Origin of the sequence: Amycolatopsis sp. MtRt-6 (assembly GCF_017308975.1) — a bacterium.
Lineage (GTDB): Bacteria > Actinomycetota > Actinomycetes > Mycobacteriales > Pseudonocardiaceae > Amycolatopsis.
Window position 1 is genome coordinate 61,890 of record NZ_JADWPD010000048.1, and the last position, 15,822, is coordinate 77,711.

Consider the following 15,822-nt stretch of genomic DNA (forward strand, 5'->3'; position numbering starts at 1 on the left):
CGCGAAACTGATACATATGGCCTATTAAGTGTTTTTGCGCTACGCTCCGATGACCCCTCGGTCCGCCAGTCAGGTGAGGTTGCGAGCTTTATGGAAGCACTGGGCAGAGAAAGTCGCGGCCACGTCGGCTACGCCTCGTCCGCCACGGCGGTCGACGCCGGCCCCGCCGCGGGCGACGACCTCGTCCCCCTGCTCTACAAGGACTTCCGCGCCACCCTGTTTGCGCAGGTACTGGCCCTGACCAACCACGACCGGCAGTGGACCGAAGACGTGGTGCAGGAGACCATGATCCGGGCGTGGCAGCACTCCGCCACGCTCGAACGCGAGCCCGGAATGCTGCGCGGATGGCTGCTCACAGTGGCCCGGCGGATCGTCATCGACGGCTGGAGGAATCGCCGCGTCCGCCCCCAGGAGGTCGCTCTGGAGATCCCGGAAAACGCCGAGTCCGCGGACCGGGCGGACAGCTCGTTAGCCGCGCTAACGATTACCAGAGCATTGCGTGAACTGGACGCGAAATATCAGTCCGTCATCTACGAGACGTATCTCGCCGGAAACACCGTTCGGCAGGCGGCGGAAATTCTCGGAATTCCGGAGGGAACCGTCAAATCGCGGTTGTACACGGCGATGCGGCAATTGCGGAAGGCGCTCGGGGAAGTGGCGGTCCGATGAGGGAGTGGAAGGGCGACGCCGCGGCCTACGGGCTCGGCGTCCACGACGATCCGGAAAGCTTCGAAGCCCACCTGCTCGGCTGCGCCCGCTGCCGGGCCCGGGTCGCCGGGTTCACCCCGGTGGCCGGCGCACTGGCCGAGGCGGTGCGGCTCGGCTACCTGCCGCCGGACGACGGTGCGGCCCGGCGCCGGAAACCGGCGGGGCCGGCAGCCCTGCGGGGGCCGGTGGCCGGCCCGCTCCTGCTGCTCGCGCTCGGCGTGGCCGCGATGGCCCTCTGCGCACACCGGCCGGCGGTGGGGAAGATCCGGTTCGCAACCGCTGCGTCCATCGTCTCCCCTGGTCAGGTCGTGGCCGGTACCGGCCGCGGACCTCGGTCTCTCCCGTGGTCGGCCGGTTTCCAGTAGTCTGCCCCAACCCAACATGAAAGTCCTTACGGTGGATACCGAAGTAAATCCCGAGCACCCCGGCAGCGGGGCTTCGGTACCGAAGCGTCCCGCCCCGCGGCTCCCCGGCCGCGAGCCCGAGCTCGGCCGCCTGACCGGTCTCTTCCCGGTGGTGCTGGGCGGCACGGCCGCCAGCGCGGTGCTGGCCGGCGAGTTCGGCATGGGCAAGAGCGCTCTCCTGCGGACCGCCGCGGCGCTGGCCGCGGACGCGGGCTTCACCGTCGCGACGGCCACCGGGTCGCGGCTGGAGAGCCACCTGGCCGGCGGGCTCGTCCGCCAGCTGGCCGACGCGCTCGAGGAGCCGGGTGCGCCGCCGCGCCCCCCGGTCGCCGAGCTGTGCGGGCCGGCCGGCGAAAGCGAAGCGCTCGACCTCTTCTTCCGGATCGTCCGCGACGCGACCGACCGCGGGCCGCTGTTCCTCGGCATCGACAACATCCACCTGGCCGACGCCTGGTCCATGCGGTGCCTGGCCTACATCCGCAACCGCGTGCTCGACCTGCCGGTGCTGATCGTCCTGACGTCCGTCGTCGGCTACCCGCCGCACCGCGAGGTCGCGCTGCTGGACGTGGTGGGGAGCATGCCGCTCACGATCACGCTGAACGGCCTCGGGGACGCGGCCGCGGCGGAGATCCTCGGCCTCGCCCCCGGCGAGCTGGCCTCCGCCTGCCGCGAGGCGACCGGCGGCAACCCGGTCCTGCTGCAGGCATTGCGGCCGCGGCTGCTGCCCGGCGCGGACCCGCACGAGCTCGGCTCGTCGCTGATCGGGCAGGTGCTCACCACGCGGGTGCAGGAGTTCCCGCACGCGCCGGCCATCCTGCACGCGGCGGCGATCCTCGGCGAGGACGCCGGCTTCGACCTGCTGGCCCGGCTGGCCGGCGTCGACGAACTCGACGCGCTGCAGGCGATCGACACCCTGGTCCGGTTGCACGTGCTGAACAACAGCGACCAGCCGACGCTGACCTACTCGTTCGTCCGCAACTCCCTGCTGAAGGACATGCCGCAGACCACGCGGGCGGTCAACCACTCCCGGGCGGCGAAGCTGCTGACCGAGGCGGGGGCGCCGCCCGAGCGCGTGGCCGCGCACCTGCTGGAAGCGACGTCGATCCGGATCCCGTGGGCGGTGGACGTGCTGCGGCTGAGCGCGCGCGACGCCGTGTTCTCCGGGCAGGCCGAGCTGGCCGCCCGGCACCTGCGGCGGGCGCTGGAGGAGCGGCTGACGTCCGGGCGCCGGATGGCCGTGCTGCTGCAGCTCGCGCACGCGGAGTTCCAGTTCGACCCGCCCGGCGCGGCGAAGCGGGTGCGGGAAGCCGTCGACACGGTCGGCAACCGCGAGACAGCCGCGTACATCGCCACGGCGATGCTGCTGTCGCTCTGCGGCGGCCAGGACGCCCGGCTCGGGATCAGCGCGGCCGGCCAGATCGCGGCGCGGCTCGACGCGGGCGGGCCGGACGCGGTGTGGCCGCTGCTGTGCATGACGTACCTCGCCGAGGCCGGCAGCAGGCTCGGCCCGCCCCCGGAGTTCCGCGACTTCGAGGAGCAGTGGGCGCCGCTGACCGACCCGGCGGCCCAGCGGAGCCGCTCGGCGCTGCTGGCGCTCGACGCCGTCCGCAGCGGCGACTCGGCCCAGGACGCGGTCGGCCACTTCGCGGACGCGCTGACCGGCGACGACGGTGAGTTGTTCGAGCAGCACTACTTCTTCACGCTGGCGACGGCGGTGCTGTCGGACGAGCCGGCCCACGTCGACCGGCTGTGCCGGGTCCTCGACGTCGAGCGCGAGCCGTGGGACGTCCACGTGCCGCACGGCGCGCTCCCCACCCTGGCCCGCGGGATCGCGCTGCAGGCCAGCGGCGACCTGCAGCGCGCGAGCGTCCACTTCGAATCGCTGCTGCGCCGCTTCGACGAGCGCGGCGGCACGACGACGTGCCCGGTGGGCGTGCTGTGCGCGGCGAAGCTCGTCGAGTGCTGGGTGGACCTGGGCCGGTTCGAGGCGGCGACGTCGTTGCTGGACCGGATGGACTTCGTCGCCAGCCAGGGCCTGTTCACGCACACGTATCTGCTGTACGCGCGCGGGCGCCTGCGCGTGGCGACGGGGTACACGCGCTTCGGGTTCGAGGACCTGCTGAGCTGCGGGCGGCGGCTGGCGCACCACGGAATGCGCTTTCCGGGGTTCGTGCCGTGGCGCGCGCACGCGGCGCGGGCGGCGCTGGCCCTCGGCCAGACCGACGACGCGGCCCGCCTGGCGGAAGAGGACATCAACGCGTCGGCCCGCTGGGGCGCGGCGCGGCCGTTGGGCACGGCGCTGACGACGTTGGGCCTGGTCCGCGAGGACGACGAAGCCGAGCGCGCGCTGCAGAAGGCGATCACGACGCTGCGGTCGTCACCGTCCCGGTTGCAGCTGGCGACGGCGCTGACGGAGCTGGGCACGCTGCAGGCCCGCCACGGTCAGTCGGAGAAGGCGATCGAGACGCTGCGGCAGGCGGTGGAGCTGAGCGAGCAGTGCGGAGCCCGGCCGTTGGCGCGCCGCGCGGCGGAGGAGCTGAGGTCGGCGCGCCGGGCGTTGACGCCGGCGAAGGACAACGAGCACGGGCTGACCCGGCAGGAGAACCGCATCGCGGTGATGGCGGCCCAGGGGTTGACCAACCGCGAGATCGCGACGGCACTCCACCTGACGCGGCGGACGGTGGAGCTGCACTTGTCCGGCGCGTACCGGAAGCTGGGGATCCCGGGGCGGGCGGAGCTGGGTGGGGCGCTGGCGAAGTCTTCGCAGCGGGCGGACGGTCGCTGACAGGTCCCGGCGAGCGCCCCAATGTGGCGTTGGTTGCTCCATCCATGCCCCCGCCACCACCGACAAAAACCGGCCGCGGTTAGCGTGAACGCGTGAACCTCCTCGCGGGCGCAGGCAGCCTGCTGCTCCTCGCCGGTGTGCTCGTCTTCGCGATCGTGCGGCCGCGGGGGTGGCCCGAAGCCGTTGCCGCCGTGCCGGCCGCGGGGCTCGCTCTGCTGCTCGGCCTCGTGCCTCCCGCCGCTGCCGGGGAGCGGGCCGTCGAGATCCTGCCCACCCTGGGCTTTCTGGCCGCCATCCTGCTTCTGTCCTTTTTGGCCAATGTCGACGGTGTCTTCGCCTGGCTCGGGAACCGGCTCGCCGAGGCGTGTCACGGGCGGCCGCGGCGGCTGCTCGTGCTCACCTTTGCCGCCGCCGGCGGCGTCACCGCGATCCTCAGCCTCGACGCCACCGTCGTGCTGCTCACCCCCGTCGTCCTCGCGACGGCGACCAGCCTGCGGCTGCCCGCGCGGCCGCACGTCTACGCCTGCGCGCACCTGGCCAACTCGGCGTCGACGCTGCTGCCCGTCTCCAACCTGACGAACCTGCTGGCCTTCGCCGCGTCCGGGCTGACCTTCGCCGGGTTCACCGCGCTGATGGCCTTGCCGTGGCTCGTCACCATCGGCATCGAACTGCTCGTGTTCCTGTGGTTCTTCAAGGCCGACCTGCGGCCGCGCGAAACGCCCGAACCGCGGCAGCACCTCGAGACGCCGACGTTCGCCCTCGTCATCCTCGGCCTCACGCTCGCCGGGTTCGCGGTCGGGCAGCTCGGGCACGTCGAACCGGTCTGGATCGCCGCGCTGGCCGCGCTGATCCTCGGCGTGCGGGCGCTGGCCCAGGGCAAGATCCGGCCGTGGCAGCTGGTCACCGAAGCCGCGCCGCAACTGTGCCTGTTCGTGCTGGGCCTGGCGGTCGTCGTCGAGGCCGTGTCGGAGCACCTGCTCGGCGGCGTGCTCCGCGACGTCCTGCCGACGTCGACGGGACTGGCCGACCTCCTGGTGGCGGCCGGGGTGGCGGCGCTGCTGGCCAACCTCGTCAACAACCTGCCGGCGACACTCATCCTGCTGTCGGTGCTGGGCCCGCACCCGGCGCCGGGCGTGCTGCTGGCCGTGCTGCTCGGCGTCAACATCGGCCCGAACGCGAGCTACCTCGGCTCACTCGCGACGCTGCTGTGGCGCCGGACGCTCCCGGAACCGCCCTCCCCCAGGACGTTCCACGCACTGGGCGCGCTCACGACCCCGCTGAGCCTGGCCGCGGCGACCGTAGCGCTCTGGCTCGGCCTCAGCTGGGCCGCCTGAACGGGCAGCACGCGTGATCAGGCAGGCATCACGCGTGCTTGGCGGGGCATCACGCGTGATCAGCCGGGCATCTTGATCGTCTGGCCCGGGTGCATCGTCGGGCCGCAGTCGTCGAGCGGGCCGCCGAAGCGGTTCGCCGCCACCGCCGGGATCGTCTGGGCCGCGTACTCCTGGGCCGCCTTCAGCTTCGCCGGGTCCGTGACCGCGTCGCGGCGTACCCAGTCGCCGTTGCGGAGGCCCTCGATCGGGGAGCTGTAGATCAGCTCGTAGTCGCGGTCGAGACGCGGGTCCAGCGCGATGCCGTTGCCCGCCGCCCAGGGGCCCCACGAGTGGATGAACGTCGGCTTGACCGTGTCGAACACGTAGTCGCGGAGGCCCTGCAGGTCGTTGTCGTGCACCAGGTCGGCGATCGGCTTGTTGACCAGGCCCGCCATGTCGACCAGCTCCAGCCGGCTCGTCATCGACGAGCCGCCGAGGTCGGGCAGCAGCAGGGACGCCTTCTGCAGGCCGAGGATGTCGGCGTAGGTGTTGAAGCCGCGGCCGAAGCGGTCGGCCACCAGGCACGCCGTGATGTTCGGGTTCTTCGCGAACTTGTCCGCCGCCGCCGCGAACCCGACGGCCGTCGGGACGAACGCGCCCACCAGCACCACGACGATCCCGACGCGCAGCAGCGCCCGCCGGTGGCGCAGCAGCTCACCGGCCGACAGCGTGCCCGCGATGACCCCCAGCGCCCAGATCGGGCTGGCGAACCGGTGCTGGTACATCCAGTCGGGGACCATCACGCCGTACGCGACGATCCCGAGCCCCAGCGGCACCAGCAGCGCGATCAGCGGACGCCGCCACGGCGCCTTGACCAGCGCGAACGCGATCACCAGCGCCAGCACGACCACGCCGGCCCAGCCCGCGTAGCCGACCAGCTCGAACGGCCGCTTCACCGCGTCGAGGCCGGGCAGGCCCTGCTGCTTCGCCACCGACGGGTTGGCCAGCAGCCGCCCGAACTCCGTGTACCGCCAGACGACGTACGCGCCGAACGGCACGGCGAACGCCGCCACCGACAGCAGCGCCAGCCGGAAGCTCTTCCAGAACAGCCCGGACCGCAGCAGGAACAGCGCCGCGAGCGGGTACGCGCCCGCGTAGATCAGGCCTTCCGGGCGGGTCAGCGCGGCGAACGCGACCATGACCCCGGACCAGAGCGCGACCTTCGGCGTCAGCAGCACGTCGCGCTTCACCGCGACGAACAACGTCACGCCGAGGGTGACGACCGCGAACGCGAACAGCGAGTTCTCCAGGCCGGACACGACCCAGATGACGTACGACGGGATCGTCGCCAGCGTCAGGCCGGCGATCAGCGTGACCAGCCACGCGAAGCGGGTGAAGACCTGCTTCGCGGCGATGTAGCAGGCCGTCAGGACGCCGCCGGTGAACAGCAGGCCCAGCGCCTTCGGGTACAGCACGTAGTCGGGGATGCCGAAGATCGCGCCGTGGTCGAAGAGGCCGACGAGCTTGCCGAGGCCGAGCAGCACCATCCACGTCGGGTCGGAGAAGCCCTCGACCGGCGGGGCGCCCGGCTGCAGCACCGGGCCGAGGCCGTCGGCGAAGCTGCGGGCGTAGGAGAAGGTGATGGCGGCGTCGTCGACGATCCAGTGCCCGTAGCGGACGGCGTGGACGGCGACCGCCGCGACGCCGGCGAGCACCGCCAGGACCGGCGCCAGCCGCGCACCCCAGCCGCGGGTGGTCGTGGCGACAGCCGGGTCCTCGGGGACGTCGCTCGGAGAAGTCTCGGTGAGTGCGCTAGCCGTCATGTCCTCGTCACTGTTCCGCCCGCAGGCTTCTGCCGGTGGGATACGCGCGAGCCGGCGCCCCCTTGCTGGACCCGGAGGCCGGACCCGACACCGCGGCGACGCGGTCGAGACACTGTAGCCAATACCCCATCCGAGGTCCGCCACGCGTCGGGGTTGAGCGTGATCCACCCCACATTTTCACTGGTCAGGACAGGTGCGAGGTGTCGTTGACGAGCCGGACCGAAGCGTTCCCGTCCGGGTAGAACTCGACGATCGACAGCGACGCCAGGTCCAGGTGCAGCCGGAACAGCAGCTGCGGGCCGGCGTCGAGGCCCATCCGGAGCAGCGTCTTGATCGGCGTCACGTGGCTGACCAGCACCAACGTCCGGCCGCCGTGCTCGGCGAGCAGCTCGTCGCGGGCCTTGCGGACGCGCCGGTGCACGACGTCGAAGCTCTCCCCGCCCGGCGGCGGCACCGAGCTGTCGCCCAGCCAGGACCGGTGCAGCTCGGGGTCGCGGTCGGCGGCTTCGGCGAACGTCAGGCCTTCCCACTCGCCGAAGTCGGTCTCGATGAGGCCCGGGTGGGTCTCGACGCGGCCGCCGAGCGCGTCGGCGACGGCCTGCGCGGTCTGCTTGGTGCGGGTGAGCGGCGAGGAGATGATCGGGACGGCCTCGCCGTCGACGACCAGCCCTTCGGTCGCGGCCAGCCGCTTCGCCGCCGCGGCGGCCTGCGTCCGGCCCAGCTCGGTCAGCGGGACGTCGCCGCGGCCGGAGTAGCGGCGCAGCGCCGACATCTCCGTCTGGCCGTGGCGCAGCAGGAGCAGCCGGGTCGGGGTGCCCTGGGCGCCGGTCCAGGCCACCGCCGCGCGGTCGGGCTTGCGGGTGGGCAGGCTGGGCCGCCCTTCGGGGGTCCGGGTGGCGGAGCCCCCGGCCCGGGGCGAAGCCCCGGATTGATTCGGCTTGCCGGGCCGGCCGGCCGCGGGCTTGCCGGTCGCCGCGTCCATGGCTTCGTTGGCCAGCCGGTCGGCGTGGGAGTTCTGCGCGCGCGGGATCCACTCGTACTTGACGCGGGAGAACCCCGCGGCCAGCCCCTTGGCCTCCTCTGCCAGCGGCTGCATGTCCGGGTGCTTGATCTTCCAGCGCCCGGACATCTGCTCCACGACGAGCTTCGAGTCCATCCGGACGTCCACAGTGGACGCGCCCAGCTCGGCGGCCGCGGCCAGGCCGGCGATCAGCCCGCGGTACTCGGCGACGTTGTTGGTGACGACGCCGAGGCTTTCCTTGCGCTCGGCGAGGACCTGGCCGTCGCTGTCGCGAACCACCGCGCCGTAGCCGGCCGGCCCCGGGTTGCCCCGGGAGCCGCCGTCGGCTTCGACCACCACATGCGACGTCACAGACCCGACTCCAGGGTCCGGACCAGGATCGCGCCGCAGTTCTCGCACTGGATGACGTCGTCCTCCGGCGCGGCCTTGATCTCGTTGACCGTGTTGCGGTCCAGCTCCAGCTGGCAGGCGCCGCAGCGGCGGGCCCGCAGCAGCGCGGCCCCGATGCCCTTGTGCTCGCGGACCCGCTCGTACAGCTTGAGCAGCGGCTCCGGGAAGCGCGGCACCAGCTTCTCGCGGTCTTCGGCGCGGCGCGCGCGGGTGGTGTCGAGGTCCTTGAACGCCTCGTCGCGGCGGGCGACCGCGGCGGCGACCTCGGCTTCGGCCTTGTCGACCTCGGCGCCGGTGCGCTGCGCGTCCAGGCCGAGGGCCTCGCGCTGCTCCATCAGCTCCAGCAGGTCGTCCTCCAACGCCGTCTGGCGGCGTTCGAGCGACTGCAGCTCGTGCTCGATGTCGGTCATCTGCTTGGAGTTGACCGTGCCGGACGCCAGGAGCTTGCGGTCGCGGTCCTCGCGGGCGCGCACCGACTCGATCTCCTTCTCCTGCCGGGCGATCTCGCGGTCGAGGTCGGAGGCGGCGGTCTCCACCGAGACGAGCGCGTCGCGGCGCGCTCGGACGGTCTTCTCCCCCGCCTCGATCTCGGCCAGCTCGGGCAGGGTGCGGCGGCGGTGCGCGGTGCGCGAGAGCTCGGCGTCCACCTTGGCGAGCTCGAGCAACTGGCGCTGCACGGCGGGTTCGGCCTTCACGGTGCTCCTCTTAGATCGATGTGCGCTCGGCGCGGACGTTCCACGGGTCGGTGCACCGCGTGGAGACGTGAACGTCGACGTTACCCGCAAAGGCCTGCGTCACGAGCGCCGAGGCTTGCCCGCACCAGGGCCACTCGCTGGCCCAGTGGGTCAGCCCGACCAGCGCGGGCACCGGACCCCGGCCGGCGAGGTGCTCGCCGGCCGGGTGATGCCGCAGGTCGGCGGTGACGAAGGCGTCGACGCCGGCTTCGGTGGCCTGCTTGAGGTAGGAGTCCCCGGCGCCGCCGGACACGGCGACGGTGCGGATCGGGCGGTCCGCGTCGCCCGCGCCGAGCACGCCGGGCACGGTCGCGGGCAGGGCGTCGGCGACGCGCTGGACGAACGCCGCGAACGGCTCGGGCTCGGGCAGCTCGCCGAGGCGGCCGATGCCGGTGACGCCGTCGGCGTTGGCCGCGAGCGGCCCGGTCACCCGGAGGCCGATGGCGTGGGCGAGCGCGTCGGACACGCCGGGGTCGGCGGAGTCGGCGTTGGTGTGCGCGCAGTAGAGGGCGATGCCTTCGCGGATCATCCGGTGGACGAGCGAGCCCTTGGCGGTGTCGGCGGGCACGCCGTGCACGCCGCGCAGCAGCAGCGGGTGGTGGGCGACGATCAGCTGCGCGCCGAGCTCGACGGCTTCCTCGACGGTCTCGGCGACGGGGTCGACGCAGAACAGCACGCGGCTCACCGGTTCGGCGGGGTCGCCGCAGACGAGGCCGACGGCGTCCCAGGATTCGGCCAGTTCGGGCGGATATGCCCGTTCCAGCACGGCGATGATTTCGGAAATGGCGGAAGGCGCGGGCACGCGGTGATTTTCGCATGTACGGTCCGGGACCATGCGCCTTCGGTCCTTCCTCGTCACGGTGACAGCTGTCCTCGCCGCGTCTCTCGTGGGTTCGGTTCCCGCTTCGGCTTCGAGTCCCACGTTGTGGCGGCTCACCGACCTGGCGGCCCAGCGCGTCGCGATCGCCGACCAGGTGGCCGCGGCGAAGTACGGAACGCCGTCGCCGATCGACGACCCGGCGCGGGAGCAGCAGATCTACGACTCGGTGGCGGCGCGCGCCCCGGGCCTCGGCCTGGACCCGGCGGACGCGGTGCGGTTCTTCCGCGCCCAGATCGAGGCGAACAAGCTGGTGCAGCGCGGCCTCTACGCCCGCTGGGACGCGCACCCGGACCAGGCGCCGACGACCCGCCCGGACCTCGGGCAGATCCGCCCGGTGATCGACGGGCTCAACACGAGCCTGCTGACGGAGCTGGCGGCGACGACGTCGGTGCGGGCGGCGCGGTCGTGCCCGGTCCGGCAGCTGGTGACGGCGGACGTGGTGGATCTCCGCCACCGGTTCGACGCCCTGCACGCGCGGGCGTTGGGCGAAGCGACGTCGGCGACCTGCACGGCGGGCTAGGGGCGCCCCGGCGGCGTCAGGCCGCCGCGGGCGCCGGATGGGCCGGGTTCAGTTGCAGTTGCCGCAGCAGCCGCAGCCCTGGCCGGTGCACTTCGAGCAGCACCCGTGCATGATCGCTCTCCTTCCGGTTCGCGTCCTCGCCCGATCGACGCTAAGCGCGGGCCGCGGGGCGCGGATACCGCCGAGCGGGCGGGTGACCGGGTGAACCCGCTGGTTACGCTCGGGCCGCGCGCAGAGCCCGCCGCGTGCCCGGAGGGGCATCACCCGTGGCTGGAGGGGCATCACCCGTGTTTGCGGGGGCATCACGCCAATGCCCGCCCAATCACGTGTGATGCCCGCTGAATCACGCTTGATGCCCGCTCAGTCACGTGTGATGCCTCTCCGATCACCGGTGGCCGCGGTGCTCGCGTCCGGCCGAGGCGGGCCGGTCGTTACGCTCGGGGCGTGCCGCACATCGTCTTCGTCTGCTCCGGCAACATCTGCCGCTCCCCGATGGCCGAGCTGGTGTTCCGGGCCAAGCTCGCCGACGCCGGTCTCGATCACGCCGTCCGCGTCACCAGCGCCGGCACCGGGCCGTGGCACGTCGGCGAGCCCGCCGACAAGCGCGCCCGGGCGACGCTGAAAGCGCACGGCTACCCGACCTCGCACGTCGCGTCCGAGGTGTCGGACGAGGACCTCGACGCCGACCTGCTGCTGGCCGCCGACGAAGGGCACCTCGAGTTCCTGCGGTCGCGGGTCGGCGACCCGGCGAAGGTGCGGCTGCTGCGGTCGTTCGACCCGGCGGCGCCCGAGGGGGCCGAGGTCCCGGACCCGTACTACGGCGGTGACGACGGCTTCGAAGACGTCCTCGGCATGATCGAACGCGCGGTGCCCGGTTTGCTGGATTGGGTGCGTTCGCCGCGGTAGTGGTCACAGCCCGCGCAGGCCGCCGGGCGGCACGGGCTACCGTGGTGGGGTGCGGTTGCGGTTCCTGCTCCGGCCCGGGTGGCTGGCTCTGACGGCGGTGGTGTTCACCTTCGCCGTCTGCTGCTTCACCCTGCTCTCGCCCTGGCAGTTCAGCCGCAACACCGAACGCGAGCAGCAGAACTCCGCGCTGGAGACGTCGTTCACCGCGGCGCCGGTGCCGCTGCCGCAGCTGCTGCCGCCGGGGAGCGTGCCCGACCAGCGCACCGAGTGGCACCTCGTCTCGATCACCGGCCAGTACCTGCCGGACAAGGAGGTCATCGCGCGGCTGCGGACGGTCCAGGGCGAAGGCGCCTTCGAAGTCCTGACGCCGATGCGGACCACCGACGGCACGATCGTGCTGATCGACCGTGGCTACGTCCGGCTGGACAGCAAGTCCGGCGTGCTGCCGTTCGCGCCGCCGCCGGCCGGGACCGTGTCGGTGACGGCCCGGGTGCGCGCGGACGAGACCGACCCGAAGAACCGTGACGCGTTCGCCGACGCTTCGACCGGCGGGCGGCTGCAGAGTTACGTCGTCGACTCGCGGGTGGTGGCGCGGGCGGGGAACCTCGACATCCGGCCGGGGTACTTCCAGCTCGACGTCGGCCAGCCCGGCGTGCTCGGCGCGTTGCCGCTGCCGCAGACGGACTCGGGGCCGTTCCTGTCGTACGCGCTGCAGTGGATCGCGTTCGGGGCGATGGCGCTGCTCGGCTGGCTGTACTTCACGGTCCGCGAGCTGAAGCCGGGCGGCGCGCTGGACGGTTCCGCCACTCCTCCGGCACGCCGGAAGTCCGTCGCGGAGATCCTCGCCGAGGACGAACTCGCGGAAAGTGGCCATCAGAAGTAGGCCGGAAATGGCCCTCTGACGAGGCCACTTGCCTCGGGAATACTCGGGCCATGTTGATCCACCCCTGGGACTCGGCCGCTTCCGACGCGGAGTGGCGGGAGTGGCTGTCCGGCCACGACTTCGGCCAGCTCGTCGCCGGCGGGGCCGGCCGCGACCTGCCGGTGGTGACGCCGGCGCACTTCGCGTTCGACGGCGACCGCACGATCGTCACGCATCTGGCCCGCCCGAACCCGATCTGGCCGCTGCTGGAGGAGCACCCGCGAGCCCTGCTGACGGTGATCGGCGACTACACCTACATCCGCGCGGACTGGAACGCGACGGCGGACCCGGCGTACGGCGTCCCGACGTCGTACTACGCGACGGTGCAGCTCGAAGGTGACGTGCGGCTGGTGGACGACCCGGCGGCGAAGGCGGCGCTGCTGGAGAAGCAGCTGCGCCACTTCGAGCGGGACGGGGCCCGGGCACCGGTGAGCGCGGCTCAGGACGCGCCGGACCGGCGGTTGCTGCCGGGAATTCGCGGGATCGAGTTCACGGTCACCGGGGTGCGGGCGAAGTTCAAGTTCGGCGGGAACCGGAGTGCCGAGGACCGGGAGCGGATCGGGGCCCGGCTGGCCGAGCGAGGTGGACCGCTGGACACCGAAGCCTTGGCGCAGCTGCGGCGCCGCGGCTGAGAGAGCGAACTCCCCCGCCCTCCTCTGGCAGGGTTCCGGCAAAGTCGTTTGTGCTGGTCATGGGGTGATTCCGTAGAGGGTGAGTGGTCGGGTGGTGTCTCGGGCCATGTGTCGTAGTCCTGCGGCGATGTTGGTGTGGCCGGTGGTGCGTAGGGCGCTGATGGCGAGGTTGCGGAGGGTGGCCATGGCGCGGGGTGCGGTGCCGGTGCGGATGCGGGAGGCGTCTTCGCGGTAGGTGGTGCGTTGTTCGAGTCGTCCGTGCCCGATGCCGACAAGCGCGCCCGGGCGACGCTGAAAGCGCACGGCTACCCGACCTCGCACGTCGCGTCCGAGGTGTCGGACGAGGACCTCGACGCCGACCTGCTGCTGGCCGCCGACGAAGGGCACCTCGAGTTCCTGCGGTCGCGGGTCGGCGACCCGGCGAAGGTGCGGCTGCTGCGGTCGTTCGACCCGGCGGCGCCCGAGGGGGCCGAGGTCCCGGACCCGTACTACGGCGGTGACGACGGCTTCGAAGACGTCCTCGGCATGATCGAACGCGCGGTGCCCGGTTTGCTGGATTGGGTGCGTTCGCCGCGGTAGTGGTCACAGCCCGCGCAGGCCGCCGGGCGGCACGGGCTACCGTGGTGGGGTGCGGTTGCGGTTCCTGCTCCGGCCCGGGTGGCTGGCTCTGACGGCGGTGGTGTTCACCTTCGCCGTCTGCTGCTTCACCCTGCTCTCGCCCTGGCAGTTCAGCCGCAACACCGAACGCGAGCAGCAGAACTCCGCGCTGGAGACGTCGTTCACCGCGGCGCCGGTGCCGCTGCCGCAGCTGCTGCCGCCGGGGAGCGTGCCCGACCAGCGCACCGAGTGGCACCTCGTCTCGATCACCGGCCAGTACCTGCCGGACAAGGAGGTCATCGCGCGGCTGCGGACGGTCCAGGGCGAAGGCGCCTTCGAAGTCCTGACGCCGATGCGGACCACCGACGGCACGATCGTGCTGATCGACCGTGGCTACGTCCGGCTGGACAGCAAGTCCGGCGTGCTGCCGTTCGCGCCGCCGCCGGCCGGGACCGTGTCGGTGACGGCCCGGGTGCGCGCGGACGAGACCGACCCGAAGAACCGTGACGCGTTCGCCGACGCTTCGACCGGCGGGCGGCTGCAGAGTTACGTCGTCGACTCGCGGGTGGTGGCGCGGGCGGGGAACCTCGACATCCGGCCGGGGTACTTCCAGCTCGACGTCGGCCAGCCCGGCGTGCTCGGCGCGTTGCCGCTGCCGCAGACGGACTCGGGGCCGTTCCTGTCGTACGCGCTGCAGTGGATCGCGTTCGGGGCGATGGCGCTGCTCGGCTGGCTGTACTTCACGGTCCGCGAGCTGAAGCCGGGCGGCGCGCTGGACGGTTCCGCCACTCCTCCGGCACGCCGGAAGTCCGTCGCGGAGATCCTCGCCGAGGACGAACTCGCGGAAAGTGGCCATCAGAAGTAGGCCGGAAATGGCCCTCTGACGAGGCCACTTGCCTCGGGAATACTCGGGCCATGTTGATCCACCCCTGGGACTCGGCCGCTTCCGACGCGGAGTGGCGGGAGTGGCTGTCCGGCCACGACTTCGGCCAGCTCGTCGCCGGCGGGGCCGGCCGCGACCTGCCGGTGGTGACGCCGGCGCACTTCGCGTTCGACGGCGACCGCACGATCGTCACGCATCTGGCCCGCCCGAACCCGATCTGGCCGCTGCTGGAGGAGCACCCGCGAGCCCTGCTGACGGTGATCGGCGACTACACCTACATCCGCGCGGACTGGAACGCGACGGCGGACCCGGCGTACGGCGTCCCGACGTCGTACTACGCGACGGTGCAGCTCGAAGGTGACGTGCGGCTGGTGGACGACCCGGCGGCGAAGGCGGCGCTGCTGGAGAAGCAGCTGCGCCACTTCGAGCGGGACGGGGCCCGGGCACCGGTGAGCGCGGCTCAGGACGCGCCGGACCGGCGGTTGCTGCCGGGAATTCGCGGGATCGAGTTCACGGTCACCGGGGTGCGGGCGAAGTTCAAGTTCGGCGGGAACCGGAGTGCCGAGGACCGGGAGCGGATCGGGGCCCGGCTGGCCGAGCGAGGTGGACCGCTGGACACCGAAGCCTTGGCGCAGCTGCGGCGCCGCGGCTGAGAGAGCGAACTCCCCCGCCCTCCTCTGGCAGGGTTCCGGCAAAGTCGTTTGTGCTGGTCATGGGGTGATTCCGTAGAGGGTGAGTGGTCGGGTGGTGTCTCGGGCCATGTGTCGTAGTCCTGCGGCGATGTTGGTGTGGCCGGTGGTGCGTAGGGCGCTGATGGCGAGGTTGCGGAGGGTGGCCATGGCGCGGGGTGCGGTGCCGGTGCGGATGCGGGAGGCGTCTTCGCGGTAGGTGGTGCGTTGTTCGAGTCGTCCGTGCCCGATGCCGGTGCTGGTGTGGTGGGTCCCTTGTGGCCAGGGCAGTGTCTGCAGCCGGGTGTGGAGCCGGTGCTGATTTGCTTTGACGGTGAACACATAGTCCGCGCCGTGCTGATCCAGGTAGCGGGCGAGGCTGCGGGTGGTGTGCAGGGCGTCGGCGGTGACCACGGTCCCGGCCAGGTCGATGGTCTCCAGCAGGGGCTGAATCCAGGCGGTCTCGCTGGTCCCGGTGGTGACCTGTTGCTGGGCCAGGACGGTCCCGTCCTGGTGGGTCAGCGCCGAGAGCAGGTGCACTCCGGCTCCGCCGGTGCGGGCGAAGGTGCCGCGCAGGGATTTGCCGTCCACGGCAAATTGCCGGTGGGACGTCTGCGGTGGTGGTGATCCAGTCGC

The 15,822-nt window shown here is 72.3% G+C and carries 15 protein-coding genes and 1 pseudogene; 11 read left to right on the top strand and 5 right to left on the bottom strand.

Annotated elements, in window-relative coordinates; translation table 11 throughout:
- Positions 1–90 precede the first annotated feature (90 nt).
- The 4 genes from I4Q55_RS46470 to I4Q55_RS46485 all read left to right on the top strand — a co-directional run bounded on the left by I4Q55_RS46470 (position 91) and on the right by I4Q55_RS46485 (position 5,231).
- Positions 91–669, top strand: a complete 579-nt coding sequence (locus I4Q55_RS46470; protein ID WP_206797255.1) for a sigma-70 family RNA polymerase sigma factor — start codon at positions 91–93, stop codon at positions 667–669.
- Positions 666–1,073 (top strand): hypothetical protein, encoded by a 408-nt coding sequence (locus tag I4Q55_RS46475; protein ID WP_206797256.1) that lies wholly within the window; start codon positions 666–668, stop codon positions 1,071–1,073. Before I4Q55_RS46470 ends, I4Q55_RS46475 begins: the two co-directional genes overlap by 4 nt.
- Positions 1,074–1,104: 31 nt before the next feature.
- Positions 1,105–3,897: an AAA family ATPase gene (locus I4Q55_RS46480; protein WP_206797258.1), complete on the top strand. Its 2,793-nt coding sequence runs from the start codon at positions 1,105–1,107 to the stop codon at positions 3,895–3,897.
- Between the two features lie 92 nt (positions 3,898–3,989).
- A complete protein-coding gene (locus I4Q55_RS46485; protein ID WP_206797260.1) occupies positions 3,990–5,231 on the top strand; it encodes an SLC13 family permease in 1,242 nt (413 codons plus the stop codon).
- Between the two features lie 59 nt (positions 5,232–5,290).
- Here I4Q55_RS46485 and I4Q55_RS46490 read toward each other — a convergent pair whose 3' ends face one another.
- The 4 genes from I4Q55_RS46490 to I4Q55_RS46505 all read right to left on the bottom strand — a co-directional run bounded on the left by I4Q55_RS46490 (position 5,291) and on the right by I4Q55_RS46505 (position 9,980).
- A complete protein-coding gene (locus I4Q55_RS46490) occupies positions 5,291–7,033 on the bottom strand; it encodes a hypothetical protein (RefSeq protein ID WP_206797261.1) in 1,743 nt (580 codons plus the stop codon).
- A 184-nt stretch (positions 7,034–7,217) separates the two neighbouring features.
- The gene (locus tag I4Q55_RS46495; RefSeq protein WP_206797262.1) at positions 7,218–8,405 is read right to left on the bottom strand and encodes a bifunctional RNase H/acid phosphatase; all 1,188 of its coding nucleotides are present in this window, start codon (positions 8,403–8,405) and stop codon (positions 7,218–7,220) included.
- Entirely contained in the window at positions 8,402–9,139 is a 738-nt protein-coding gene (locus I4Q55_RS46500; RefSeq protein WP_206797263.1) for a zinc ribbon domain-containing protein, read from the bottom strand. The genes I4Q55_RS46495 and I4Q55_RS46500 overlap by 4 nt, the downstream gene beginning before the upstream one ends.
- 10 nt (positions 9,140–9,149) lie before the next feature.
- Positions 9,150–9,980: a Nif3-like dinuclear metal center hexameric protein gene (locus I4Q55_RS46505; protein WP_307793488.1), complete on the bottom strand. Its 831-nt coding sequence runs from the start codon at positions 9,978–9,980 to the stop codon at positions 9,150–9,152.
- A gap of 31 nt (positions 9,981–10,011) precedes the next feature.
- Here I4Q55_RS46505 and I4Q55_RS46510 point away from each other — a divergent pair, with 31 nt between their 5' ends.
- From I4Q55_RS46510 to I4Q55_RS46540, 7 genes and pseudogenes are all read left to right on the top strand, one after another.
- Entirely contained in the window at positions 10,012–10,578 is a 567-nt protein-coding gene (locus I4Q55_RS46510) for a chorismate mutase (protein ID WP_206797268.1), read from the top strand.
- 444 nt (positions 10,579–11,022) lie between these two features.
- Complete coding sequence (locus I4Q55_RS46515) at positions 11,023–11,484, top strand: low molecular weight protein-tyrosine-phosphatase (RefSeq protein WP_206797269.1); 462 nt, start codon at positions 11,023–11,025, stop codon at positions 11,482–11,484.
- Between the two features lie 49 nt (positions 11,485–11,533).
- The gene (locus I4Q55_RS46520; protein ID WP_206797271.1) at positions 11,534–12,367 is read left to right on the top strand and encodes an SURF1 family protein; all 834 of its coding nucleotides are present in this window, start codon (positions 11,534–11,536) and stop codon (positions 12,365–12,367) included.
- A gap of 50 nt (positions 12,368–12,417) precedes the next feature.
- Positions 12,418–13,038 (top strand): FMN-binding negative transcriptional regulator, encoded by a 621-nt coding sequence (locus I4Q55_RS46525; protein ID WP_206797273.1) that lies wholly within the window; start codon positions 12,418–12,420, stop codon positions 13,036–13,038.
- Positions 13,039–13,305: 267 nt separating this feature from the next.
- A pseudogene (locus tag I4Q55_RS46530) lies at positions 13,306–13,617 on the top strand (protein tyrosine phosphatase); the annotation flags it as partial.
- A gap of 49 nt (positions 13,618–13,666) precedes the next feature.
- Positions 13,667–14,500, top strand: a complete 834-nt coding sequence (locus I4Q55_RS46535; RefSeq protein ID WP_206797271.1) for an SURF1 family protein — start codon at positions 13,667–13,669, stop codon at positions 14,498–14,500.
- A 50-nt stretch (positions 14,501–14,550) separates the two neighbouring features.
- Positions 14,551–15,171 carry an FMN-binding negative transcriptional regulator gene (locus I4Q55_RS46540; RefSeq protein WP_206797273.1) on the top strand — a complete coding sequence of 207 codons (621 nt, stop codon included), beginning with the start codon at positions 14,551–14,553 and terminating at the stop codon, positions 15,169–15,171.
- Positions 15,172–15,228: 57 nt separating this feature from the next.
- Here I4Q55_RS46540 and I4Q55_RS46545 read toward each other — a convergent pair.
- Positions 15,229–15,822: ISAs1 family transposase (locus I4Q55_RS46545; protein WP_206797274.1), on the bottom strand; the 594-nt coding region annotated here is incomplete at its 5' end.

What these genes read in the sequence shown, in the direction of transcription:
- I4Q55_RS46470 (WP_206797255.1), top strand. Translation starts at nt 91, where the DNA reads ATGGAAGCACTGGGCAGAGAAAGTCGCGGCCACGTCGGCTACGCCTCG.
- I4Q55_RS46475 (WP_206797256.1), top strand. Translation starts at nt 666, where the DNA reads ATGAGGGAGTGGAAGGGCGACGCCGCGGCCTACGGGCTCGGCGTCCAC.
- I4Q55_RS46490 (WP_206797261.1), bottom strand. Translation starts at nt 7,033, where the DNA reads ATGACGGCTAGCGCACTCACCGAGACTTCTCCGAGCGACGTCCCCGAG.
- I4Q55_RS46510 (WP_206797268.1), top strand. Translation starts at nt 10,012, where the DNA reads ATGCGCCTTCGGTCCTTCCTCGTCACGGTGACAGCTGTCCTCGCCGCG.
- I4Q55_RS46525 (WP_206797273.1), top strand. Translation starts at nt 12,418, where the DNA reads ATGTTGATCCACCCCTGGGACTCGGCCGCTTCCGACGCGGAGTGGCGG.
- I4Q55_RS46540 (WP_206797273.1), top strand. Translation starts at nt 14,551, where the DNA reads ATGTTGATCCACCCCTGGGACTCGGCCGCTTCCGACGCGGAGTGGCGG.